24 protein-coding genes are annotated in these 24,027 nt (G+C 36.1%); 3 read left to right on the top strand and 21 right to left on the bottom strand.

Annotated elements, in window-relative coordinates; all coding sequences use genetic code 11:
- Positions 1-33: 33 nt before the first annotated feature.
- The 4 genes from ACQ4KW_RS03435 to ACQ4KW_RS03420 all read right to left on the bottom strand — a co-directional run bounded on the left by ACQ4KW_RS03435 (position 34) and on the right by ACQ4KW_RS03420 (position 4,124).
- A complete protein-coding gene (locus ACQ4KW_RS03435; protein WP_430885137.1) occupies positions 34-711 on the bottom strand; it encodes a hypothetical protein in 678 nt (225 codons plus the stop codon).
- Positions 701-2,089, bottom strand: a complete 1,389-nt coding sequence (locus tag ACQ4KW_RS03430; RefSeq protein WP_430885136.1) for an AAA family ATPase — start codon at positions 2,087-2,089, stop codon at positions 701-703. The genes ACQ4KW_RS03435 and ACQ4KW_RS03430 overlap by 11 nt, the downstream gene beginning before the upstream one ends.
- A 147-nt stretch (positions 2,090-2,236) precedes the next feature.
- On the bottom strand, positions 2,237-2,878 hold the full coding sequence (locus tag ACQ4KW_RS03425) for a hypothetical protein (protein ID WP_430885135.1): 642 nt from the start codon (positions 2,876-2,878) through the stop codon (positions 2,237-2,239).
- Between the two features lie 16 nt (positions 2,879-2,894).
- Positions 2,895-4,124, bottom strand: coding sequence for a C40 family peptidase (locus tag ACQ4KW_RS03420; RefSeq protein ID WP_430885134.1), 1,230 nt, complete (start codon positions 4,122-4,124; stop codon positions 2,895-2,897).
- 413 nt (positions 4,125-4,537) lie between these two features.
- On the opposite strand from ACQ4KW_RS03420, the gene ACQ4KW_RS03415 reads away from it, so the two are divergent.
- The 3 genes from ACQ4KW_RS03415 to ACQ4KW_RS03405 are packed head-to-tail and all read left to right on the top strand — an operon-like array spanning position 4,538 to position 7,798.
- Positions 4,538-5,794, top strand: coding sequence for a tyrosine-type recombinase/integrase (locus ACQ4KW_RS03415; protein WP_430885133.1), 1,257 nt, complete (start codon positions 4,538-4,540; stop codon positions 5,792-5,794).
- A 20-nt stretch (positions 5,795-5,814) separates the two neighbouring features.
- Positions 5,815-6,759 (top strand): tyrosine-type recombinase/integrase, encoded by a 945-nt coding sequence (locus ACQ4KW_RS03410; protein WP_430885132.1) that lies wholly within the window; start codon positions 5,815-5,817, stop codon positions 6,757-6,759.
- Complete coding sequence (locus tag ACQ4KW_RS03405) at positions 6,749-7,798, top strand: tyrosine-type recombinase/integrase (RefSeq protein ID WP_430885131.1); 1,050 nt, start codon at positions 6,749-6,751, stop codon at positions 7,796-7,798. The genes ACQ4KW_RS03410 and ACQ4KW_RS03405 overlap by 11 nt, the downstream gene beginning before the upstream one ends.
- 84 nt (positions 7,799-7,882) lie before the next feature.
- Here ACQ4KW_RS03405 and ACQ4KW_RS03400 read toward each other — a convergent pair whose 3' ends face one another.
- The 17 genes from ACQ4KW_RS03400 to ACQ4KW_RS03320 form a co-directional block, all read right to left on the bottom strand.
- The gene (locus ACQ4KW_RS03400; protein WP_430885130.1) at positions 7,883-9,922 is read right to left on the bottom strand and encodes a hypothetical protein; all 2,040 of its coding nucleotides are present in this window, start codon (positions 9,920-9,922) and stop codon (positions 7,883-7,885) included.
- Between the two features lie 67 nt (positions 9,923-9,989).
- The gene (locus tag ACQ4KW_RS03395) at positions 9,990-10,589 is read right to left on the bottom strand and encodes a hypothetical protein (RefSeq protein WP_430885129.1); all 600 of its coding nucleotides are present in this window, start codon (positions 10,587-10,589) and stop codon (positions 9,990-9,992) included.
- A 13-nt stretch (positions 10,590-10,602) separates the two neighbouring features.
- A complete protein-coding gene (locus ACQ4KW_RS03390) occupies positions 10,603-10,929 on the bottom strand; it encodes a PadR family transcriptional regulator (protein WP_430885128.1) in 327 nt (108 codons plus the stop codon).
- A gap of 97 nt (positions 10,930-11,026) precedes the next feature.
- On the bottom strand, positions 11,027-11,545 hold the full coding sequence (locus tag ACQ4KW_RS03385; RefSeq protein WP_430886535.1) for a hypothetical protein: 519 nt from the start codon (positions 11,543-11,545) through the stop codon (positions 11,027-11,029).
- Complete coding sequence (locus ACQ4KW_RS03380; RefSeq protein WP_430885127.1) at positions 11,545-11,937, bottom strand: DUF4320 family protein; 393 nt, start codon at positions 11,935-11,937, stop codon at positions 11,545-11,547. Before ACQ4KW_RS03380 ends, ACQ4KW_RS03385 begins: the two co-directional genes overlap by 1 nt.
- Positions 11,938-11,948: 11 nt before the next feature.
- Positions 11,949-12,821, bottom strand: coding sequence for a secretion protein F (locus ACQ4KW_RS03375; RefSeq protein ID WP_430885126.1), 873 nt, complete (start codon positions 12,819-12,821; stop codon positions 11,949-11,951).
- Positions 12,822-12,834: 13 nt separating this feature from the next.
- Positions 12,835-13,764, bottom strand: coding sequence for a type II secretion system F family protein (locus ACQ4KW_RS03370; RefSeq protein ID WP_430885125.1), 930 nt, complete (start codon positions 13,762-13,764; stop codon positions 12,835-12,837).
- Positions 13,757-15,100, bottom strand: coding sequence for an ATPase, T2SS/T4P/T4SS family (locus tag ACQ4KW_RS03365; protein WP_430885124.1), 1,344 nt, complete (start codon positions 15,098-15,100; stop codon positions 13,757-13,759). Before ACQ4KW_RS03365 ends, ACQ4KW_RS03370 begins: the two co-directional genes overlap by 8 nt.
- Positions 15,101-15,922, bottom strand: a complete 822-nt coding sequence (locus tag ACQ4KW_RS03360) for an AAA family ATPase (protein WP_430885123.1) — start codon at positions 15,920-15,922, stop codon at positions 15,101-15,103.
- Positions 15,912-16,760 carry a Flp pilus assembly protein CpaB gene (gene cpaB, locus ACQ4KW_RS03355; RefSeq protein WP_430885122.1) on the bottom strand — a complete coding sequence of 283 codons (849 nt, stop codon included), beginning with the start codon at positions 16,758-16,760 and terminating at the stop codon, positions 15,912-15,914. Before cpaB ends, ACQ4KW_RS03360 begins: the two co-directional genes overlap by 11 nt.
- 26 nt (positions 16,761-16,786) lie before the next feature.
- On the bottom strand, positions 16,787-17,227 hold the full coding sequence (locus ACQ4KW_RS03350) for a prepilin peptidase (protein WP_430885121.1): 441 nt from the start codon (positions 17,225-17,227) through the stop codon (positions 16,787-16,789).
- Positions 17,214-17,870 carry a hypothetical protein gene (locus ACQ4KW_RS03345; protein ID WP_430885120.1) on the bottom strand — a complete coding sequence of 219 codons (657 nt, stop codon included), beginning with the start codon at positions 17,868-17,870 and terminating at the stop codon, positions 17,214-17,216. Before ACQ4KW_RS03345 ends, ACQ4KW_RS03350 begins: the two co-directional genes overlap by 14 nt.
- Before the next feature lie 5 nt (positions 17,871-17,875).
- Positions 17,876-18,199 carry a hypothetical protein gene (locus ACQ4KW_RS03340; RefSeq protein ID WP_430885119.1) on the bottom strand — a complete coding sequence of 108 codons (324 nt, stop codon included), beginning with the start codon at positions 18,197-18,199 and terminating at the stop codon, positions 17,876-17,878.
- Positions 18,200-18,210: 11 nt separating this feature from the next.
- The gene (locus ACQ4KW_RS03335) at positions 18,211-18,420 is read right to left on the bottom strand and encodes a mercury transporter (protein ID WP_430885118.1); all 210 of its coding nucleotides are present in this window, start codon (positions 18,418-18,420) and stop codon (positions 18,211-18,213) included.
- Between the two features lie 15 nt (positions 18,421-18,435).
- Positions 18,436-19,275, bottom strand: coding sequence for a conjugal transfer protein TrbL family protein (locus tag ACQ4KW_RS03330; protein ID WP_430885117.1), 840 nt, complete (start codon positions 19,273-19,275; stop codon positions 18,436-18,438).
- 68 nt (positions 19,276-19,343) lie between these two features.
- Positions 19,344-23,759: an S-layer homology domain-containing protein gene (locus ACQ4KW_RS03325; RefSeq protein ID WP_430885116.1), complete on the bottom strand. Its 4,416-nt coding sequence runs from the start codon at positions 23,757-23,759 to the stop codon at positions 19,344-19,346.
- A gap of 16 nt (positions 23,760-23,775) precedes the next feature.
- Positions 23,776-23,979, bottom strand: coding sequence for a DUF6133 family protein (locus tag ACQ4KW_RS03320; protein WP_430886534.1), 204 nt, complete (start codon positions 23,977-23,979; stop codon positions 23,776-23,778).
- Positions 23,980-24,027: the final 48 nt, after the last annotated feature.

Raw genomic sequence — 24,027 nt, 5'->3', positions numbered from 1 at the left:
GTGATTATATTCACTTAGTTAATCTATCTTTTTTTATTCAAAGAACAAGTGAAAATTGCTATACCGTTTGAGGGAATTTCCGTTAAGTTTTATAAATTCCCAAGTCTCTTTGTAATCGCCTTTAACTGCAAACTGTTCATCTCGAATGAAGTCAATAAATGTCGTTTCCGTCTTATAATAGGAATCAGAAAACCTCTCAGCATACTCCATCTTCAATTCATCTGCCAAATTTATCTCATTATGCAAAACGTGTTCAAGATTACAAGAAAAATAATACATGCTATACGGAATACCGGATATCTTTGGACAGAGTGATAATCGATTAATGACTTGCTGTTTTCTACTGTTTCTTTCAAGAACACGCTCTACCCCGTTTGCAATAATCGCAGATTCCGAATAAGCAAATTCCTCTACTTCTTCCACTTGAATTTGATCACTTTCTATATAAGCCCCATCCATGTCGATTAGATGAACGATCTGAATGATATCGCTCTTTTTTATTCCTAGTTCTCTTGCTAGAAAAGCTTTAACATGATCATTGACTTTTGTAATGGCATTAGAGCTATTTGAAAATCGATCACTGGTTATATCTCCTCCGGTTATATAGAACCTTACCAGATTCGACGAAACCAATTTATCAATAATGCCACCTAATGATGTTTTATCTGTGACACCTTCTACAATAAATAGAATGACTTTTTTAGTTTTCATCAATCACCCTCCCAGCAATCCTGAAGGCACGACTGATATCAAAGCTGTTGGTTTCTTTATAGATTTCCTCTTTTTGTCCACCAAGATTAATGCTTCGATAATACAGGTTTCTCAAGTTATTGTTGCTCTTAACATTTGTAAAACGCATATATCGATTTTTAGGATTCGTTGTTGTAAATATAATCGAACTTGTATCTAGCATCTCAAGGGGTCTCAAATTATGAGAAGTAAAGATCAACTGTCCTTTTCCGTTTTCACTGATAATCTGAAGAATTTCACCGAGTAAATATTCAAATATGCCGGCATCCAGTTCATCAACCACCATACAAACTGTAGGATTATTAAACATTGTTATCAAAGTACTCAATATTGAGATGATTTTTTTGATACCATCAGATTCATATTTTAAAGGCACTTTTATGTCATCCCTTATGGAGATCAATTCAATCCGAATCCCTTCATTACCATCTTCTCTAAGTTGCTTGCCATGGTTTTTCAAACCGATATTAAGACCTGGAACAATGGTCTCAAGTACAATATTCATCTGGTCAATAATTTTAACCACAACATTATATACTTCTTCAGGTACAACCGATGGCTTTAACAGACCTATTGCCAAATCTCCCTGTGTCACCTTTTTCTCATCCAATAACCTGAAACTAAAGGGAATTAACACATTCATATTAATCATTCCTGAATGGTGATTCTTTATGATGAACAGATTAACATTGGCATAATGTTTTAAAGCTATAATAATATCTGTGTAGTTTTTAAAAGCATCGCTTTTCTTAATGATATCTTCTAACTCACTGCTGAAAACAAAAGAGGTACTGTTTTTATCTGACATTTTTTTCGCAACACCTAAATCAATTTGAACATCAGCATTATTTGAAGTGAGTAAACGATAGTTTTTTACCGGTTTGAAAACATATTCTTTGTTTTTTACGTGATAATCAATAATTCCCGCTTTACTTTTCCAAGCACCATCAATAAGCTCTTTGTACGTTAAGTTTTCTCGAATGACTTTAGCTTTGTTTTCATCTGTTCTTTCAATCTCTACTTCGTAGAAAATCTGATACTCATGGTCACCTTGGTTCAAATCAAAACCAAGTTTGATCGTCGCTGTTTTTTCTGTTTCAAAGATATAATCACCTGCGTTTTTAGGTAGCTCTTTTCCACTTATAAGGTGTTTAATAAGCCACATAGCATCAACAAATGCTGTTTTACCTGAACCATTTTGACCATATATGCCAACGATCTCAGAACGCATTAATTTTTTTGATGATGCATTATCATTTGAAAAATCAATTTTTCCATATTCAACATTTTTTATATTATAGAGTTCAGCTTCTTTTATACGAATCATAGAATCTTTCATTACATACACCTCCGGTTACAATAAATCTTATCACAAAACACTTGATTTGTAAATATATTTTTGTTATTCGATACATTATGTATCGAATTTTAATTTTGCATAGCATTTATTATAACCATATTTTATAATCGTATTCACCAAATTATCCTACTCATAATAAATATATGCAGGATTATTAATAGAATTACACAGCCTAGTTATTTCTTGTTCTTTTATGATGTCGCAATGAATGTTGACACTTTCAAACTTTTGAATCATTTCCTTACACTCTTTAATCAAATCCGATTCTATGCCTTCTCGATATCGACTCCAAAGCATGATAAAAAAGTTTCTTTCTATAACTTCACCACTGGTAGCAAAATTGCTAATCTCCATGATTTCATGTCTGAGGAGTTCTTTTTGCTTTTGATCTTTGGTCTCTGATAAAAGACTTTGGTACTCATTCACCAGTGGTGTGATATCGACTGGTCTTGAGACTGCTAAAAACTTAAAGGGTTTCTGAACACTAGATAATTCAGCTGTTAAAACCTTTGAAATCTGTTCTTTTTCGCTGTCTGAAAATAAATCTATGCTAATGGGGTGAATCTTAATATAAGCGATAATCTGACCATCTCTTGTATATAAGAATCTATCATGAATATCTTTCACATTAACAAACTCCTGAGCTGTCTTTTGATTCTCATTAATCTGATCATTCTTTAGTTGCTTTGGTCTCTTTAAAAAGAAAAATGCTACTGCTCCTGCAATAGCACATAATAAAATCATAATAATTGGTAATACTGGATTCATGCTTAACCTCCTGACTTTAATTGATTAGAACTGCCGGTCTTCTATAATATAGAAAACCAACACTTTCTGCTGTTGATATTGAAACGTTGTTAGCACCTGATGAACAGTGAATGACCATGATTTGTCCGTTATCGTTTCTACCTGTAACGATACCAATATGATTAACCTTTCTCGTTCCTGGTATTGCAAGAAAAGCGAGATCGCCTTTCATTGCTGCACTTGCCGGAATACTTGTAGATACATTCCACTGAGCTGTTGTGCCATGCCCTATGGTTGATTCAATTGAATTAGCAGGTAATCCTGCATTAACGAATGCCCAAGTCACAAAGCCTGAACAATCCAAGCCAAAGGGACGTATTGTACTTGTAGTTGAGCTTCCCGGTGAAGTTACTTCCATATCTGTTCCAAAGCGATTATCCCATCCGATAGCTAGACTTTTTCCTCCCCAAAAATAATTCACTTTCCCGACTAAGCTTTCTGCTACTTCAACAACTTTTTCACTTTCGATGATTGTGCCTTCGGAGATATGACTTTTTATCTCTTCAATTTCTTCCCTAGCCAGAAAAGTCTTGCTGTTACCCGAAGCCATAAATATACCATATCCACTTTGACGCATTTCAGCAATCATCTGATTCTGCACATCATCAAATCCATAAATTTCACCGATATCTTCTGCTGTCAAACTGTCAATAGTAATAATTTTAGTGGTTGTTGTAACTGTTTTAGTCTCAGTAACCGACTCTCCATCATCATTCGTTGTCGTGACTTCAACTTCTTTTGATGTGGTTTCATAAGTAGTGGTTATTACGTTCATATCTAGGTAGACTTGTCTAAGCTTTTCTAGTTGATTGTCAGATAGAACTGCAATCTGCTCTGCATCATCTTTTGTCACATTATATTTCACAGCGAAAGCAATCAACACGTCTTCGGAATTATCAATTAGTGCCCCGTTTTCACTTCCCATAACTATAGTTTTAATGATATCTGCGGTCGAATCGGCTTGTTCCTGCTGTACGCTATATCTAAAATCTTCTTTCATTTCATCCAATACACTGATAACCGATACCGTTTCTTCTTGACCATCAAGTATTGAAAAAAAGATGGCAAATGGTGATGATAAAACTAGTAGAATGATGATAAATGGAACAAGGCAGGCAACCAATACGATTCGCCTGCCCTTTTCATCTGACAAAACTGTAGTAGCAATTTTTGCTGCTGCTTTTAGTGTTGCCGGGTCTATTGCCATGTCTCATTCCCCCTCTATTTTGGTCCGATGTTATCCGAGAACTCGAATAACATCGGTAAATTAAGATAAAAAATTATCCGAGTAATTCAGATGGAAAGAGCATAACTACGCCTTTTTCATAAATAGTTACTCGGATAATTTTATGTTACATGAAACTCTAATATTAACTCAAAAATTAAATTAATAGGTTAGTTGTTTTAATTAATGCCCCATTCAGTCTTCTGCTTATTGTATTATTTCTATTACTAGATTCTCTAATATGAGTTTATTTTGCCTTAGATATATAATGATAATAACGATTAAGTGACTTATCTACAACGGATTTTACTTTACATCATAAGGATATAAACAAAACAAATAAAATCGAAAGGAGCGCTATACTAAATAATCATATTTAGTGTACAAAGAAAAATATGGTAAATGAAATTAACTCTGTTGACAAGGGTTTCTTAATTGATGAATGGGATTTGTTCTTTGAACACCTCCTTGAAATCGGATATAGTGAAACCACCATTTATAAATTCAAATCTGCAGTAAAACAATTTAAAAAATTTATGATTGATAATAATATCAATTATTCTAAAGAAGCAGCTGAAAACTTCTTAAAAGAAGCATCAATAATTTACAGCAAGGATACTTTTAAAACAATGAATAGTACGCTTTGCAGATTTGATTCTTTTACAAATGGGAAAAGTTTAGCTTCTAGGAGAAAAAGAGAAACTAAAAAATGCCCTGAACAATTCGATGAGATCTTCTCAGAATTTATCGAATACTTAAAATCCTGTGGTTTTCGGGCAAGAACAATTGAAGATTATCAGTTCAACTTAATTAAAGTACTGAAAAAATTTGATGAATGTAATGTAAAAAGTATTGAACTCATTACAGCGGAAAATATATATAGCCTGTCACAAATTGAGAATCGAAAACGAAGCTTTTTTTCAGTATTAAGACAATTCCTGCGTTACCTATTTAGAAAGAAATATCTTGAAGATGATTATTCGTTTTTTGTACCTTCATTTAGATATTCGCGGCCTGTTCCGTCGGTTTACACAAAGAGTGAAACAGATAAAATCTTGAATAGTATTGATTTAGATACTAAAGCGGGAAAACGGAATTATGCAATAATACTTTTAGCATTAAGGCTCGGAATTCGCACTGGAGACATCGTTAAATTAAAGATCACTGATATTGACTTCAAAAATAAAGAAATCAACTTCATTCAAGAAAAAACGCAAGTATCGCAACATCTAGAACTTCTACCAGAAATTGAGAATGCATTGCTATCATATATTTCCACAGCACGACCGGATTCAGACATCCCAAATATTTTCTTGTCAGCCGTAGTTCCAATCAGAGGTGTAACTACAAGTTCTATATATCAGTTTATTAGTCAATACATTAAAGATGCTGAAATTGATGTGGGTGAACGAAAAAAAGGAGCTCACGCATTAAGAATGACATTTGCAAGTGAATTGGTAGCTGAAAAAGTACCTTATGATGTAGTCAGAAAAATTCTTGGCCATGAAGATCCTATTACCATCAAGCACTATGTAGCGTTTGATATTGAGTCTCTTCGGACTTGTGCAATTGAAGTTCCAATGCCAACTGGAAAACTTGCTGAATATCTAAACACAAGATTGGAGGTGACTTCCAATGAAATACGTCTTTAAGAGTATTTTTTGCTACTGAAATGAATAACTATTTGCATCTACTTTCTAAAAACGGCAAATATATTGATCAAGTTCAAAGCTCGTTAAGAAGTCTGGATAAGTATCTGGATACAATTAATTATATTGAAAAAAAACTACCTGCTGATACCATATCCTCTTGGTTAAAAACTAGAGATGTAAGTGCAAAAACTAAAATAAAAAATCTTTCTCATATGAGGGCTTTTACTAAATATCTCAATTCTCTTAAAATTGATGCAAGTTATCCTGACTCCTATAAATTTCAAAATGATTATATACCTTATGTATTTTCAGATACTGAAATTAATAAGATAATTGAAGCAGCAGACAACTTTGAAGCACGTAGCAGGATTTCTCACTCAGTTTTGATTTTTCCAGTTCTTCTGCGTATATTATTTGGATGTGGTTTGCGATTAGGTGAAGGACTTACATTGCGTTGGAAGAATATTGACCTTGAAAACGGGGTTCTTACTATTACGAAAGCCAAGAATCTCAAGCAGCGATTTGTACCGATGGATAGTTCATTGACTGCAATTTTAAAGGCCTATAAAGAAATGACAAAAGTTGATGGTATTTGTAGTGATTATCTATTTGAAAGTGACTTTCAGCCCGGAAATCCATTTAAAAATAATACATTTTATGAATGGTTTATACGAGTGTTAAAAGCTGCTGGCATTAATTATGCAAAACAAAATAATCGAAAACGAGGACCTTGCCCTCATTGCTTAAGACATTATTTTACTTTGAAATCATTCCTTAAATCTGAGAATGATGGGCGAAGGTTTGAAGATACCGCTCCATTCTTAGCTGCTTATTTAGGACACGATAGCATCAAAGAAACTGAAGCTTACTTACGTTCTAATCATTCGGTATATACACAGTCACACCAAAGAGTAAATGCTGATATAGGGAACTTATTTCCGGAGGTGAATTTCATTGAAAACTAATACATTACTAACTGCACTTAATGACTATTTTTTTTCTTATCTGCCAGATGTGAAAGGTTTGAGTAAAAATACCATAATTTCATACCAATATGCATTTCAATTGCTTTATGAATTTTTGTATGAGAAAGAAGGGGTAACTCCAGATAAGATTACATTTGATACTCTTACATCTGAAAACATTTCAGCATTTTTATTGTGGCTTGAAACAAAACGAGGATGTTCTCCGGCTACACGAAATTTAAGGCGTACAGCAATTCTATCATTTGCAAAATATGCTTTGAAGAATAATTTTAAAGAAGCTTTACGCTTTCATTCAGATACCATTGCAATCCCAAAGAAAAATGTACCAAAAAATTCAGACATCAAGTATTTCACAAAGGAAGAAATCTCAATCATTCTTAAGGCACCAAATATTGGGACAGCTATTGGTAAAAGGAATACTATGTTGCTCAGTTTGTTATATGCAAGTGGTGCTCGCGCTCAAGAAATATGTGATTTAACTCTAAATGACCTTTACTTTGGTACAGAAACTAACATTCGACTTGTTGGTAAAGGCAACAAAGCACGTTTAGTAACAATACCACAAAATTGTGCTGCAATGCTTAAAAGTTATCTTATAAGCAGAAATTTGGATGTTTCTTGCCAAAATGATAGATTAAGGCATGTTTTTTCGAGTAGAACTCATGAAAAAATGTCTATTTCTTGTGTTGAGGAAGTAGTAAAAAAATACGTTACAAAATCCAAGGATGACTATCCACATCTTTTCAGACAAAAGACATACACACCTCATTCCTTCAGACATTCCATAGCAGTTCATATGCTAGAATGTGGTGAATCACTTGTTGTAATTAAAGCTTTTTTAGGTCATTCTTCAATAATGTCAACAACTATTTATGCGAGCGTTACTCCTGAATTAGCGAATAAATACTTGCGAGAAAGGGGAGAAGTGTTAAATACTTCCATGATTGACAATCAATCTATCGAACCTGTCAAAGTTGGATTGTTGACATTCTTAAACAAATATAATCAAAGTAACTAATTAATCAAAGTAAAGTTATCCGAGTAAAATTATATAAGAAAGGCTTTAATTTTGGCTTTTCTACTATTTTACTCGGATAATTTTTTATCTTAATTTACCTATGTGCCAGTCCATGTATAAATCTCCATCAATGGTCACATCGTCATTTAAATTAATTCTAAGCATGCCATCTGGCGTCCACATATCAATTATTTCTGAATAGACACTATACCTTCCATCTGGAAACCATAGTGGTGTAAAATGAACTCGGCTATTATATGTTGAATACTTATTATCCTTAAAAGCAAATTCACCATATCCCGTTGCATCCAGCAACCTCCAGTAAGTGTCATAATGAAACTCAGGGAAATAGGTAATAACATTTTGAGCATTGGTAACGTGAGAACCTGGTGCATTGGTTGTTGGGAAGGTTGAAACATTGATATTCACACCATAGCCTGATCTCATAACCTCTCCGTCAGCGGTTGGCGATTTTTCATCTGGTTTTAATGTCATCGCCCCTGTGAGACTGGCACTATAGTTCGTATAATCATATTCCCAGTGTCCTTCATCTACCCAATGACCGTTATCAACCCACTCGCCTCGATCAACCCAGCGATACCTTCTGTGCCCCGGGCAATAATCGTCATCTCCATCACCATCAGTATCTCTGCATCCACCAGAATGATGATAGGTATAGTAATCCTTCTGCCAATCAGATTCCCATTCCCATTTTGGATGCCATACCCATTTTGGAATCCAGTTACAATCATACACACCCCAATTCGCATTAATTTTCTCTGCTTTTACCGGAATACTTGGTAAGGTAAAATGATTGTTTCGTTCATTGGCCGTTGGATTTGGTGGTTCGCTCAAGCTTAAATCTACAACTTTACCAATTAAAGTAGCACTTCGACTTGTTCCATCAATTTTAGCTGCACTGTTTCCACTAATATTTACTTGAATTGTTACATCACTAGGCATGTTTGGAGTATGCCATTTGAGCCAAACAAGTTCTGAACCGCCACTAGGAATAACAACTTCTGTACTCTTTGAATAGCCATTGGCAGTGATGGTTACAGTGGCTGTATTTTTAACTGGATTTTTGTAGGCAGCTTCACTTACATGGCGGTTATCAGGCGTTATGTCATCACTTGCGTAAATTCGAACTGACGTAATAACATCTGTGTCAACACGATACCCATAGTCATACTCTGTATCATTTTCAACTACATTGACCGAATTCGCCTTTAATAGGCGCATACCCCAACCACCGCCTGCTATGATACGATCTAAATCCCAATACACATTATCAGGAAGTGCAGACGTTACCGGATAACCAAACCAACTTTCTTCTAAAAAAATTGAATTTGGCAAATCAGAATGGGTCATCCCTGAAATATACTGCCCATCAGCTCCACCCCTAAAATTAAAATACCCTAGCTTTTGAGCTAAGGCATATTCTGTGGCAGTAAAGGCTAATATAGTTGTACGGTCTTTTAGGTATGAAATAATCACAGGTTCATACACAATAAGCCATGGCACTTTATTTTGATATTGGCCATCAACTTTGATGGGCAGGATTTCTTCTGCGGGATAGAATTTTCTATCACCTTCAATAGTAAAACTTATGTTTTTAACTAGACCTTCTCTAGAAGTTCCTTTTTGAGTGGCAAAATAATTTATAAACATATCAAGCGTATTTACATCTCCAAAATAGGATTTTACAGAGCCTATATTACCACCATTCGTAATTGGTATTGGTGGTGGATTGTCAGTAACTATGATTGGACTGTTATTAGGTGTTAAAGCATTTCCCTCTTGATAACTCACTTTATTTTCAATACCAAAAAACACGTTTGATGGCATTGAAAAGTTGGATGGTTTAACATATATAGGTCTTGAGCCAATCATTTTCCAATCTGAGCTTAAATTTGTATTCTTATCAGCTTGATCTGACAAACCAACATATACAGATACTTTATACATATATTCACTGCCACGGTAAAACCCTTTACCATCCAGTGCATTACTTGTATCACCTGAACCTGTATCAGCATTGTCATCGGCATATACGGTTAAAGAACCAATCAATAATACCATGACAAGAAATAGTACTAGTACACTTTTAAATTTCTTCATCATTTTCATTCCTCCATAAAAAAAGACAGCTCCTACTTTCTAAGAGACTGTCTAAAATATTTTTAATTGGTTAAAATTTGTCGCCTTCACCAGCTTTTCTTCCATCTTCATAATAGTCTTCGCCATTTGACTCTATAGGTTTTGCCGCATTCTCTGGATTTAAAAATGGGTTTTTAGATGATGGTACTAAATTGCTTTCGCTCTCTTCTTCTACTACTGGCTCTGGCTCTGGTTCTGTTGATTCTTGGGGTTCATTCACCACAACAACTTCCTCAGGTTCAACAACTAAATCTTCTTCCTTGTACTCTGGCACATTATCCATATTTTCTATATCGTCATTAGTTTCAGGTTTATCTTTTGGCGCTTCTAGTTCTGGTTTATCTGGTGGTTCAGGCATTGGTTCATCAATGACTGTAACTTCATTCTTATCTTCTGTCAGCTTTGTTTCAGTATCCTGAATTTTAGGAACTTCAACGACTTGCTTAACTTCTTCATTTTCTTCTATTTCTTCTGCAACGGGGGTATCATCTTGATTTTCAGATAATACAATGTCTTTTGCAACTTCCCCTGTATTGAGCTTCGAAAAAATCAAAGCACCGAATATTACTGCAACTATGATTAAAGATGTTCCTGTAACCAAAGTTATTTGTTTTGAATTCATTTTTTTCATATCCACGACCTCCTTAGGTTTCGTTCATAATTAACTTTACTTCTTCTAATTTTTCTTTGAGCATATCAACTTCATGTTGAAGGATTTTCTTCCCTTCTTCTGTCAATTGATATATCTTCTTGTTTCTTTCTTGGCTAGTTTCGTCGATCTGCTCAATGAGCTCAAGCTTCAACAACTTTTTTAGGGTTGGGTACATTGTTCCAGTTTTTACTTCAAGTCTACCTTTTGTGATATTTAGTATGTCTCTTGTTAGTTCGTAACCACTCATCGGCTCCTTTGACAATGCCAATAAGATATAGAAACTTGGTTCATTTAGATTTATAGATGGTTTATTTTTCATGTTCATCAACTCCAATAACAATATGTATAAATTATACATGTTCTATATATACATATTATCATCAGTGATTTTATTTGTCTATACTTCACTTATTTTTTTAGAACTTTGGACTATACCCAGCATTAACTTTAAGTCGAATCTCCATTGGTGGTAAGTGCTCCCAACCAAATGATAAAGGTACAAGAAGTGTCACCCAGGCTTCTGCTTCAAATCTGTTGTTATTGTCACTCATTGCAAAAGGCGCATTATTAATCTGAATATCCAAATCGTATAAGCGATATTCCAAATACCCACCTGCATATTTATTGCCGCCGATAAGTCCCAGTTTATCACTTAATTTCATGAGCACTGCACCTGAATCAACTCGCTCTTCCCATCTATCCACCTCATCTAACTGATAACCACCAGAATAACCTTCTCTTAAACCGTTGTAGACTTCATCATAGTTTTCAGTCGCTACAGCAATAACAGAAGATTGTAGGGCATATCTGACACCACTTGCTATGATTTGTAATCTTAAGTATTCACTTACAACTGTAAAGAGAAGTATCAGACATAAAATAATGACAATGGCAAAGATCGCTGCACTGCCTTGTTTATCTTTTATGATTTTCATCACTTGTGATATACCTCCGATCTGCCTGTTGCCTTAGCGGTCAAGGTAATGGGAAAGGAGCCAAATTCAAAAAAGCCAATATCTACAGGTAATGTTAAAACAACGCTAAACTCTTCATTGAGATCAATATTCCCTGATGTAGACCAGTTCACTGCTGGATCAATCCCAAGACTTGCCCTGAGTTCATTTTTTTTGGCCGTAGTTTCTGAACCAATTCGTCCTTCAATCTCTGCCACCCTTGCAAGCTCGTTAGCAAATGTGTTTAAATCACTCTTCACTACAAAAACAGGATAGACCTTAACTGCCATAGCAATGACCATCATCGCTACAAGAACAACCACCACAACATCAATATATCCCTCTCCCCGTTTCGACTTTAAAATCTCTATCATTCGACCACCTCCTAAAATAGTTTCCCAAGGGTTTCAATAATTTCAACAAACATAACGGATAGATACATCATCAAAAAGCAAAAGAGCATTGCAAATGAATATTTCCTTATCTTTGCCGGTCTTTTCATGGCTATTGTTTTTAATCGTTGTAACTCTAGCTGTTTCAAATCGTGGGATAACATTTGAAAATACACAACACCATCATCACCTCTTAGTACACCAATAAGCCCACGAATCGTTTCAGACAGCGATGGGCTGTTGAGCCTTGCTTCCATTCTTGTAAGGGCTGATTCATAGCTGCCTGACTTCATGTCTGCCACGGTAATCTCTAGCTCATTTTTAAAACTCTTGCCTGCATTTTGTTTGTAGGTTTCCAAGATATTAAGCACATTTCGATTGGCTTTTAATTCCTGAGATAAGGTAGAAACAAAACGTGGCAATTCAAACTCGATATCTTCTCTTCTTTTTCTGACAGCTTCATCAGCACTTCGAATCTCTTTAAAATAAACTGCTACTGCTAAAAACAATATAACTGGGAACACCATTGGAAAAATAAATAAAGCAGGGATTATAAAAAGTAGCATCATCCCCGCTTTTAGCCAAGCTCTCGCAACAAATGTTTCTGGTGAGAGCTTTATATTTGCCGATTTTAAAGTCGCTGTAAGTTTTCGTTTGCTGTAATCTGTCATATGGACTACTTTAGATAACCTAATAGCCCACTCATTGATTAACACTTCAAGATTCTTTGATTTTTTTCTTTCCCTTTTATCTATGACGTGAACCGCTTTAATAGCTCGTCCTGAAGGCAACTTTAATACATCCTTCAAAATCAGATACACACCTAAAGAAAAGGATATCAAAAATAAAAGTAAAATTTGTATCATCATATCCCCCTTTCTACCTTTTGTATTCCACAGGCTTAGATAATTTAACGACCGCTGCTAATGAAACAAATATGACAATACCACAGACCGCTAGTACAAATTTACCAATGCCTGTGAACATCAAGGTATGATACCAATCTTTATTGAGCATATACATGAGTGGTATGTTGCCAACTAATAATATTGCCATGGTAACAAATTCTTTAATTGGTTCATATAGAAGATAATCAAGTTCAGCTGAGACCATTCTCATATCTGATAATTTAGATACAATAGGTGTCAGCGTACTTTTAAGGTTTTTATCTTCCTGACAATCAATAAGCCCATCCACCCATTCATGAAATACCGAGCTTTCTATTTTTGGTTTTAAGCTTTCCAGTGCCATTTTTGTATTGGCATTAATCAATTTCGTTTGTGTTAAAAAAGCATGAAACACATTCTGAACCGGTGGATTGATATAGTTTACATTTTCTTCGATAGCTGTGATAATGCTCTCACTTCTTAGATAAGATGTTGTAATGACTGATAAAGCTGTTTCCAGTTCACTGTTTAGTCCCTTTTTCCACTTTGTCGCTGTAAATTGGACGTACCAAAAAGGAATTAGTGAAAACCCAATAGTTAGTACCGGCACAAGAAACATATTACCTAGTGTAATGGCAATAAAAAAGCCGATGGCCATAAATACTAGGGATAGAATGACAATCAGCATAAATAGATTTTCTTTATTGGTCATTTGTAATACATGTTTGGTTTCATCAATAAGCTTTTTCAGTCCTTTTTTCTTTTTCTTACTGGTTAATGCTTTGATTCTTTCATTTAATGCCTGTTCCTTTTTAGCTCTCTTTTTTAGAATCTCCGTTGCCATATCAAAGGGTGAAAGTCCAAATGCCACAAAGAGACCTATACTCATTGCTATAAATGCGACAAACAATAAACTATTCATGCTTCCCACCTCCTTTAAACCGTTCTAATAGGTTACTTGGTATACCGTTTTCTAAAAGTCTTTTTTCAAGAGATGATGATATGTCATTGACCTTTTCATATTCTCCAATGATCTTAAGTTTGCCATCAACAAAAGCATTATCCATTACATTGAATTTATACAGCGTCCTGATTTCTCTTGAACCATCTTCTTTGATTTCACATTCGGTAATTTCCATGATATGCCTTGAGTTGTCTTCTAACTTCTTTGAAAATGCAACAATGGGAAAGGCTTCTGTTACCAGATTATACAGAGTTCTTTCATCCATATCATATCGCTGTTTACAAAGGGTTACCATTCGATAATAGGTAGCAATACAAGAGCTTGCATGAATGGTGGTTGTTACCCCATGGCCGGTTCTTGCCGATTCTTGGGCGAAAAATGCTTCTTCCGACTTCATCTCTGCTACACAGATATAATCGGGGTTAACTGTAAGTCCTGTTTCAAGCAATTTAACCATGGTAATATTCTGTTTTGGATCATCACTATGGCGTGTTACGGTGTGGATAACATTGTTGATAACTTCACCTTTTTCATTTTTTTTGACCAAATTAAATTCTCTTGTACCGTTTTCAATGGTATATAGCCTTTTGTTATCAGGTAGTGTAGAAAGAATCCAACTCATGAGTGTCGTCTTACCGCTAGATGTTGCTCCTGTTATACAAAGGCTTTCACCATATCGATGTGTCAATGACAGGAAGTCTAGCATTTCTTCACTTGCTGTATTTTGTCTGATGAAATCCTCTTTAACCAGTTTCTTGGGATTGACAATACGAATAGATACCGCAACACCAACAGCAGGATCAATAACACCTTGTCCTAAAACTGTGATTCTAATACGCTCAGATAAATGACCTACAACAATTGGCTGTGACTGGTCAATAATCATACCACTTTTATGAAGTAGTCTTCTAATAACATCAATGGCATGCCTTGGTGAATTAAATGTTTCTTTTATAGGTAAAATTTCGCCATTTGAATAAGTGACCTTAATATCATTCCATGCGTTGATATTTATTTCTTCTATGTCACTACGAAACAAATACTTCGTTAGAAATGAATACTCTGCCATTTCTGAGTATAGAGTTTCTACCAACTCGTCTAGGTTCATATCTTCAACCGCTAAAGAATAATCCATCAAATACTTGGTAATATAGGACTTCATCTGTTCTTTTTGCTTTTCACTGTCATAGGATATTAAAATTGCATATTTCCCTGATACATATTCCTGCACTTCCTGAAGGATATCAGAAAAATCTCGGATATTCTTTGCTGATTCTAAAAACACGCCACTCATCTACGCATCACTCCCTTTTTTGAGAAAAGCAATTTTAAGTTTCTTTTCCTTCTTCTTTTCTTTTTTCTCATGATCATCTTCACCAAAGAACAATATATCCATAAGGCTTTGAAGTTGCTTATTGTAACCCTCGCTTTTTTTATCTGTTAGTGTTTCAAAGAGTCTCGCTTCTAGTACTTGTCGTTGAAGTTCCTCACAATGATCCAGTTCATTCTGAATACCACCAAAACGATTCCCAACAATATCTTTAGGCATTTCTGGTTTCACATTGGATAATATCTTAATATGATTTGCCACGTTGTATTTTCGCTCTCCCAATAAAGGTAACGAAGCGTCATAGAAACTAATGGCTTTTAAGTCTGGTGATATTAAACGAATGACTTGATCTGATAATTCAAGTGCACCTCTTGACAGTAAATCATGGTGAAACTGACTACTGCAATCCACAATAATGTGATCTGCAAGATGCTTTAACAGAATAAAAAAATCAAGAACTCTCTCTTTCCCATAGTCTGCATAAGTTCGAATATTCTCACCATGAAGATAGCTTAAAATACTTAAGTTTTTGGTATTCTGGACTGGAATGCACTTTTTCAAAATATTTTCCTGTGAAATCTGAATAGAAGATAATAACGCTCCTAATGACTGATCTTTTGTTTCTGTAAAGGGAAGTACTGTATGAATAGCCGGAGTGAATGGATTTGCCATCACTAATATGACACTTTTATTTTTTTTAACCAGTTCATTTGCAATCTTAATGCTGAGAGTAGTTTTTCCGCTATTGGGATTGCCCCATATAGCAATGATTTTATTATTCTTCATTGTTATCTTCCTCCAATTGTTCCCCAACTTCTTGACTAGTTCCTTGTACCTCATCTTCTTGATTGGTAACATCGGGTTCATTTGCATCCTTTTGCGCTTCATCAATACTTTCAGATAATATTAACTTCTGTTTATCCAAGAACTTATCTACATTTTCCTTTGTACCACGATACACAAAGACCACATGAATTTTACCCTTGGCTTCCATTTCTGCAAGGAGTTTTGCTTGTTCATAGGTTGCCTTTAATGTCACTGTAGCTGGTAATTCTTTATCTTTTTCTATTGCTTCTCGATCTATTTCATATTCATCTGTATCAAGACCCGTTCCGGCTGTCACTGCTAGCACCTCTACATATTGAAGCTCCGCAGGACTTACTGTTTCTCTCATATCTCCAAAATCAGAAGCCATGACAGTAACAATATCCCCTGGTTCTAATTTTCCTGACAACCCAGCAGCAAAACTTTTAATGCTGACAGATATGGCTCGTTCACTACCATCAAAATCCGTCAAATACTCATAATTTACAAGCGGTTTACTTGAAATCTTAGAATTTAAAACATAGTCACCTGTATGAAGTTCTGTTAAGGCATAATTACCAATGATATTTTCTTCCTGACGTAAAACTGTATGTGGCAGATTATATCCACCAATTTCAACCGTTTCTATCATCTTTGATGTAATTCGCTCACCCTTTTGAATATTCTCTGTTACTCTTGCAACCGATACCTTCTCAGAAATCGCCTGATTGAATAATGGGGTCAATCCAAAACAAATAATAAGAGATAGCACTATACTAGCTATCCCAAGAACCGTTCTGTTTCTGATTATTTTTTTCATTACTTAAATTCCTCCTATTTTTTCTGTTAACTAACTATGAAATGTGCTATTAAAGAGCCTGCTCCTAGATATGGGGCAAGTGGTATGCTTTTAGTCATCTTTTTACTTCCAATCACGCTATAAGCTAAATGAATGATAATCGCAAACAATAGCCCCAGTATGCTTGCTACATATCCAACTTGTAAGCCTAAATAAAAGCCACATGCTCCCATTAGTTTAATATCGCCACCACCAATGCTGTTTTCTTTAAGAAGTGCCATTATAAAATAAGGCAAAGGAACAAGCATCAGCCCTAATACTGCTGATATAGGTTCAATATCAATCAATCCAATAAGAATGATTAGCACAGGTATATGATCCGGTATTGTTCTTGTCTTGAGGTCAATCATGGCAGCATAAGTTAATAGCATGATGAAGGATACCAATTGAACAATATGAATGTACTGCATCATATCAATCCATTTCATAGCCATCATCCTCGACTGCTTGATTTTCCTCTGTAGTTCTTGCCAAATCCATAAGACTATTGTTAACTTCTTTTTCGACAATCCCTAAATCATTCGTTGATACACTTTTCAATTCAGAAGCTTTATAAACCTTATCTAGGATGTTTTCAATAGGGATAAGATTTTCAAAATACCTCTCAGTAAAATCAAACTGATCATCATATCGAAAGATACTGTAGGTCTGCATTTTTACTGTCATTTCTGTAATCAATTTAGGCATATCATAAGGTGACTTTTGCTTGAATTCTTCAATAAATTGCTGATATTCTCTTTCTACTTTTTCATGAAGAATACTTTTTAAATGTTCATAGTAAAGACATGTCGTATAGTCTTTAATGAAGCGCTTATGATCAACCTCTTTTGTTAAATAACCGGAATCCACATAGAAATCATACATTCTTTCCAGTGGCTCATCTTGATTTGCCATCAATCCAGCAATATGATCAGGAATGTGTTCTTCCAAAAACCATTTTCTAATTGCATAATGGATACTTTCAGCAGTCATATAATTTTCACCAGACCTCAAGTCATAATTACCATCCGAGATGACTGCCAGCTCCTTTTCCATCTTTAACAACACTTTTTCTTTATTGGTTCGTTCCACTCGTACTACCTCCATTCATCTTGATATTTATAAGGATAAAATTTTTGCGACCTGGCAAAACGAACCATAAACCCAACCTGATCCACTACTGAAATATTGGTATGGTCTTTCGTCAACATCATGACACTTCCTGCAATTGCCACAAGAATGGTGACAATACTCACCACCGTATTCTTAAAAATTAGGTAATACAGGATATCAAGAATGCCAACAACTATAGTTACAATAATGGTTTTAAATAACTCTTCTTTACCGAACCCGTCAAAAATCTCAACCCTTGTTTTCAATCCTTGGGGAATATACAAGGGATTCTTTTTTCTTTCTTCCATACGCACCTCCATCACATGTAATAACTCATCACTATATCTTTAATCTGCCATATGCTCTCTGCTAGGACATAAAAGATTACTGTGTTTTTCATTCTCTTTTTATAGCTAGCACCTTGTTCTTCATCGATTCCTATATGAATAAAGCAGTGAACGACTCTTAAAACTGCTCCTACACGAATTAAAAGGATGAAGGCATCAGCCATTTCTTTTAAAAGTTCCACTGCCTCACCATCCTTCTATTTTGTAAATACCGCTTTTCCCATTTGGTATATTCGAGCAGTTGAGTAAATTCGGTTCATCATGCCACCGCCACCGTTTCCACCTGAAACAATCAAGAATTCCTGTAAGAACTTCGGTGTCCTTAAAGCTAATAAAAGAGCTGCAAGTCCCCAAAACACATGGGCATTGAGCATTAACGAAACACCGAGTTTTGCCAAGACAATTTGGACTAAAACCGCTGTTGTACTTTGAAAGAATTTTTGAATATAGGTTCTAAACACGCCATTGTCTTGATCCATTAAGCCCACACAGGCAAGGGGTAGACCTATTCTAAGAATCAGAATTTCAAGTCCTCTTATTAGGAACTGTACATACAGCATAAAGAAGCAGATGAAGAAGATGATGGACACAATACCTGTGAAAATTCCTGCGCTAGTAATACCGGTAATAATGGCACTGAAATCCGTTGCCATATCATTAGAGACAGTGGTAATTAATTCATTGCTTAAGTCTTCAACAATTTCTGCCAACCAACCATATAATGTTGGAAAACTAATGGCGATCGCAAGTGACTTGAAGAAACCTGTAAGTAGCATAATGGGTTCAATCTCTGCATCACCTTCCGTCCATAAAATGTACCTCTCAAAACCTTTTTTTAGAAATTTTAAGACAATAAGTGAAACACCAAATGAAAAGAAAATATCAAATATTCCACTTATCCCACTGGTTCCAAGAAGTGTATCCATATAGTCTTCTGCATGAAGGGCAATGGGAACAAGGCCATCTAAGAGTGTATTTGCATATGCCAAACAGCCTGTTAATATGGCTCCAATTAATAGCATGATGACATACTCCATCGCTTCCGACCTCCTTTCAGAAAGAGTGGCCTAAGAATAACTTAAGCCACTTTCTTGATATTTTCTTTCTACTCAAAGTGATACTTTACTGAATAGGTGATATTTGATTTGTTGTACATGCAATTGTGATTGGTATAGTAATAGAATTCTAGTTGGGAATAAACCCCTGAACTCAATGTTCTGCTGAATGTAATACCATTCTTGGTTGTTTCATAGTCAAGCTGATCCCATTGTTTTGTTTTTACATTATATCCTCGTACACGACCAAAATCACTTCCGCTATGACCGGATACTGGAGGAACGGTAAAGGTATATTCAGTAATTGTCGCCCCTTCCAGACCTTCTTCTAAAATAACAGAATCCGGACCGGTCAAAGTCATTCCTCCGCCACCATTTGCATCAGCCACGAAAAAGACAATGGCTGCCCAAGGTGATTCAGCTCCGGCAGCATCGACTGCCTTCACACGAACAACATTTTTCCCACGAGGATATGTCTGTGTTTCTGAACTACGACCATCCCAAATATAGGAAATCGAGTCTCCGTCAGGATCTGTACTTAGGGCTGTAATGGTGACTGGTGTCCCCGGTGAAACGCTGTTACCGCTTGGTGATCGACTGATGACCGGCGCTGTCGGCGCTGAGTTTGTTACAGTAAAGTTTTTTGCCAACCATGGTGAATAAGCTCCGGCTTCGTCTTTTGCTCGAACTCTTATCGTATGAGTACCGACTGCATAGTAATCGTCCGGCGTTCTTCCTTCATATTCTAATGTTGTCTGATCACCATCAGCATCTGTCGCTCCGGCTTGAACATTGACCAAGAATTTACCATTCTTAATGGTTCTAGTTGGCGTTGCTGTTAGTGTTACTATTGGCGCTGCATTTACTACAGTAAAGTTCTTTTCCAACCATGGAGAATAGAACCCTGCCTCATCTTTTGCTCTTACCCGTATAATGTGATCGCCTACTTCATAGTAATCACCAGGAGTTCTTCCTTCATATTCTAACGTTGTTGTATCACCATCAGCATCTGTAGCTTCGGCTTGAATATTAACCAAGAACTTACCATTCTTAATGGTTCTTGTTTGGGTCGCTGTTAATGTAACTGTTGGTGCTGCATTTACTACTGTAAAACTCTTTTCTAACCACGGAGAATAGAAGCCAGCCTCATCTTTTACTCTTACTCGTATAATGTGATCTCCTACTTCGTAGTAATCATCCTCCGTTCTTCCTTCGTATTCTAACGTTGTTGCATCGCCATCGGCATCTGTTGCTGAAGCTTCAACTTCAACCAAGAACTTACCATCTTTAGTGGTTCTTGTTTGAGTCGCTGTTAACGTAAATGTTGGCGCTGCATTTACTACTGTAAAGCTCTGTTCTAACCACGGAGAATAGAAGCCAGCCTCATCTTTTGCTCTTACCCGTATCACGTGATTACCAACTTCATAGTAATCGTCAGGAGTTCTTCCATCGTATTCTAATGTTGTCTGATCACCATCATCATCTGTTGCTGATGCTTCAACTTCAACCAAGAACTTACCATCTTTAGTGGTTCTGCTTTGCGTTACTTTTAATGTTACTGTTGGCGATGCATTTACTACTGTAAAGCTCTTTTCCAACCACGGAGAATAGAACCCAGCCTCATCTCTTGCACGAACTCTTATTGTATGGGTGTCAACTTCATAGTAATCATCCGCCATTCTTCCTTCGTATTCTAACGTTGTTGCATCACCATCGGCATCTGTTGCTTTGGCTTCAATGTTGACGAAGAATTTTCCTTCCTTAGCTGTTCGAGTTGGTACTGCTGATAAAGTGACTTCCGGTGCTGTGTTCGTCACTTCAATCCCCTCAGATGATTGATACATTCGACCGTAAGGGTCAATAATTGTTGCTGTAAGAACAAATTCTCCGGTATCTCGGATTGCTATTTCTCCTCCATCATTTGTGAGTTCTCCTTCAAACTCAACTGATTCTTCAGTTTTTTCTAATGTCCATTTCACTTGATTTTCATCAAGGTTTAACGATCTCGTTTCCACCTCAAATGTCTTTCCGAAATGTATGGATTCAGGCATCGTAAACGTATACTGAATAACTGGATGGATACTTATTTCTTGACTATGGGAAAAACTTCGACCAAGAAAATCTGTTATCGTTGCTGTTAAAACATAGTCTCCCGCATTAAGAAAGGTTATTTTACCACCATAAGCATTCAGTTCACCCAAAATGGCTTTATTCATAGAAATTTCTTCGCCATCTTTTGTTATCTTCCATTCAACAGGAAGAACACTATTGTTACCATGTGTTCTTATATCCATTGTGCTGTCCGTATAGGCAAGCTTAGGAAGTTCAAAATCGATATTTAAGACCGGTAACACCTCTGTCCTATCTCCTGGTTCAAATAAGAATACACGACCGGTTTCATCAATTATTCGTGCGACCAGTTCATAGATGCCTGCTCTTTTAAATTGAATGGTTCCTCCATCATTATTTAGTGTGCCATCAACATAAGTAGACCAATCTTGAAATCCAAAGGTATTATCAAGCAACCACTCAACGGTCAAGTCATTGATCTCGGTACTATTTGCATCTACCTTTATGTCTGTATCCGTATGAGCGTATTCAGGAAGTGAATACGTTATAGTAGGTACCGGATATACCTTGAATGTTTGCTCATAACTATAGCTCCTTCCACCATCATCAGTGAAAGACGCTCTTAAAATGTACTGTCCTTTATGTTTAAAACGTAATTCACCACCTTGATTCGTTAATTGTCCGGTTGTAACCTTGGAAATCTCGACTGGTTCGCCATCTTTAAGTAAGGTCCAATCTGCACGATGTTCTCCAATTTCATTAAAAGTCGCTTCAACGGTTACCGTATCATCTGTATGAAATAGTTCAGGCAAATAAAAACCGGCAGAGCCTACAGGATATACCATAACGGAAGTACTATCTGTAAAGACTCGACCGGTTTCATCGGTAGCCGAAGCTGTTAAGTTATAGACGCCTTTTTCTTTAAAACGAATCCTTTGTTTTCCTGCAGTAATTTCACCCTCAATAAAATCAACAATCGGAATATCCTCACCATTTCGTGCCAGAGTCCATTGAAGCTCCATGTCTCCTATATTTTCTGTTTCCGTTTTGATGGTGATTGGTCTATCCGAATGTGTAATTGATTCCATCTCTAGGTTAATTTTTGCTACAGGATAAATGTTGATTGTATCCGATGCAGTAATAACCTTTCCCAAGTCATCTTCAATGGTTGCTATCAATTCATAAGTCCCTTGACTTTTGAATTGTACAGTACCACCTTCATTTGACAATTCTCCTGTAAAAGCTGAGTCCATCTCAATAACTTTATCATCTTGTTTAATCGACCACTCAAGATCTTTTTCTCCAAGATTTTCGGTTATCAAATCAACAATAACCGATGTATCCGTATGCGCTTTTTCTAGTAAATCTAATTCTGTTGTAATATTGGGATAGACTGTTATTGTCTGCTCATGGGTTACCGTTCTTCCTCGACTATTCATCGCTGTTGCCATCAGTGTATAGCTACCCATGGATTTGATTTTAACCAAACCACCATCAGCTGTTAACTCTCCTTCGATAGCTGTGTTAAGTCCAATAGGAATATTATTTTTGCTAACAGTCCATTTAACAGATTTGACATAACGGCTCTCTGGCACAATGCTTATTTCCTCATCGACATATGCCGTTTTAGGAACTTCAAAGTGATACTGTGGTGCCGGAACACGTGATGGACGATGCCCCGATGTCTGCTCATGTTCTTTAGTTTCATCAATAAGTTCTACCTCATCCGTCACTTCCTCTTGTGTCTGCTCCATCTCATTTTTGATTTTAAACAGCCGATCAAGCATGGAAAAGGCTTCTGCACGAGTAGCTTTTCCCTCAGGTCGAACCGTTCCATCCGGATATCCTGAAATAATTCCATGTTGTTTACCGTGATAAATATATTCTAGGTCCTCTTTAGATACATCAGCTATATCCGTAAAATTTGCATCCTCTGTGAAATTTTCATCATGAGAATGTTCATTAATGGAACGAACCATCATTCTTATGATTTCTATTCGAGTAATCGGCGTATTTGGATAATAGTACTGCCCATATTCTTCTTGAAGGATAATCCCTGCGTCGACAAGCCTTTCAATGTCTTCTTGAGCAAAATTTCCTTGGATATCTTCAAAGCCTGTAAAATCAACCTCTTTATCCTTAGGCTGAAGCTTCGTTACTCGTGCAACAAGAGCAGAGAACTCTGCTCTTGTAATCATTGAATCCGGATGACACAGCCCATCCGGATATCCATGAACGATACCTTTTTCTGTGAGTCGATTTATGACGTCCTCTGCCCAATGCCCTCTTGCGTCAGCGAAAGAACTTTCTGTTGCATAAACCAACCCTGAAAAGTTGGATAATAATATACTTAAAACTAAAATAAAACTTAACCACTGCCTTTTATTTTTATTCATTGTCATCTCTCTCCTTTTATCCTGCAAAGTTAAACATTTCTTCAATACGCTCTTGCAAAGTTGGCAAAATCACGTCACCAAAAAGTGCGTACAAACCCGCTAATAGCAATGCGCCAATGACAATCGAGATCAAAATTTTGACCGCCGAATCAACCATTCCTTCACCACTATTTCCCGCAAGAATTGCTCTTCCTTTAACCATTACTTTTGCCATTTCCATTTGTGCTTTGTTCATTAACTTTCTCATTTCATTACCTCCGTAAGTTTA

Origin of the sequence: Tianxiuia mixotrophica (assembly GCF_050596425.1) — a bacterium.
GTDB lineage: Bacteria > Bacillota > Clostridia > Peptostreptococcales > Acidaminobacteraceae.
The sequence above is the reverse complement of the archived record's forward strand: the minus strand, read 5'-3'. Positions and strand labels throughout refer to the sequence as shown.

What these genes read in the sequence shown, in the direction of transcription:
- ACQ4KW_RS03420 (WP_430885134.1), bottom strand. Translation starts at nt 4,124, where the DNA reads ATGGCAATAGACCCGGCAACACTAAAAGCAGCAGCAAAAATTGCTACT.
- ACQ4KW_RS03325 (WP_430885116.1), bottom strand. Translation starts at nt 23,759, where the DNA reads ATGAATAAAAATAAAAGGCAGTGGTTAAGTTTTATTTTAGTTTTAAGT.
- ACQ4KW_RS03410 (WP_430885132.1), top strand. Translation starts at nt 5,815, where the DNA reads ATGAATAACTATTTGCATCTACTTTCTAAAAACGGCAAATATATTGAT.
- ACQ4KW_RS03360 (WP_430885123.1), bottom strand. Translation starts at nt 15,922, where the DNA reads ATGAAGAATAATAAAATCATTGCTATATGGGGCAATCCCAATAGCGGA.
- cpaB (WP_430885122.1), bottom strand. Translation starts at nt 16,760, where the DNA reads ATGAAAAAAATAATCAGAAACAGAACGGTTCTTGGGATAGCTAGTATA.
- ACQ4KW_RS03415 (WP_430885133.1), top strand. Translation starts at nt 4,538, where the DNA reads ATGGTAAATGAAATTAACTCTGTTGACAAGGGTTTCTTAATTGATGAA.
- ACQ4KW_RS03375 (WP_430885126.1), bottom strand. Translation starts at nt 12,821, where the DNA reads ATGATACAAATTTTACTTTTATTTTTGATATCCTTTTCTTTAGGTGTG.
- ACQ4KW_RS03425 (WP_430885135.1), bottom strand. Translation starts at nt 2,878, where the DNA reads ATGAATCCAGTATTACCAATTATTATGATTTTATTATGTGCTATTGCA.
- ACQ4KW_RS03380 (WP_430885127.1), bottom strand. Translation starts at nt 11,937, where the DNA reads ATGATAGAGATTTTAAAGTCGAAACGGGGAGAGGGATATATTGATGTT.
- ACQ4KW_RS03385 (WP_430886535.1), bottom strand. Translation starts at nt 11,545, where the DNA reads ATGAAAATCATAAAAGATAAACAAGGCAGTGCAGCGATCTTTGCCATT.
- ACQ4KW_RS03350 (WP_430885121.1), bottom strand. Translation starts at nt 17,227, where the DNA reads ATGAAATGGATTGATATGATGCAGTACATTCATATTGTTCAATTGGTA.
- ACQ4KW_RS03390 (WP_430885128.1), bottom strand. Translation starts at nt 10,929, where the DNA reads ATGAAAAATAAACCATCTATAAATCTAAATGAACCAAGTTTCTATATC.
- ACQ4KW_RS03395 (WP_430885129.1), bottom strand. Translation starts at nt 10,589, where the DNA reads ATGAAAAAAATGAATTCAAAACAAATAACTTTGGTTACAGGAACATCT.
- ACQ4KW_RS03435 (WP_430885137.1), bottom strand. Translation starts at nt 711, where the DNA reads ATGAAAACTAAAAAAGTCATTCTATTTATTGTAGAAGGTGTCACAGAT.
- ACQ4KW_RS03430 (WP_430885136.1), bottom strand. Translation starts at nt 2,089, where the DNA reads ATGAAAGATTCTATGATTCGTATAAAAGAAGCTGAACTCTATAATATA.
- ACQ4KW_RS03365 (WP_430885124.1), bottom strand. Translation starts at nt 15,100, where the DNA reads ATGAGTGGCGTGTTTTTAGAATCAGCAAAGAATATCCGAGATTTTTCT.
- ACQ4KW_RS03330 (WP_430885117.1), bottom strand. Translation starts at nt 19,275, where the DNA reads ATGGAGTATGTCATCATGCTATTAATTGGAGCCATATTAACAGGCTGT.
- ACQ4KW_RS03370 (WP_430885125.1), bottom strand. Translation starts at nt 13,764, where the DNA reads ATGAATAGTTTATTGTTTGTCGCATTTATAGCAATGAGTATAGGTCTC.
- ACQ4KW_RS03320 (WP_430886534.1), bottom strand. Translation starts at nt 23,979, where the DNA reads ATGGAAATGGCAAAAGTAATGGTTAAAGGAAGAGCAATTCTTGCGGGA.
- ACQ4KW_RS03340 (WP_430885119.1), bottom strand. Translation starts at nt 18,199, where the DNA reads ATGGAAGAAAGAAAAAAGAATCCCTTGTATATTCCCCAAGGATTGAAA.
- ACQ4KW_RS03400 (WP_430885130.1), bottom strand. Translation starts at nt 9,922, where the DNA reads ATGATGAAGAAATTTAAAAGTGTACTAGTACTATTTCTTGTCATGGTA.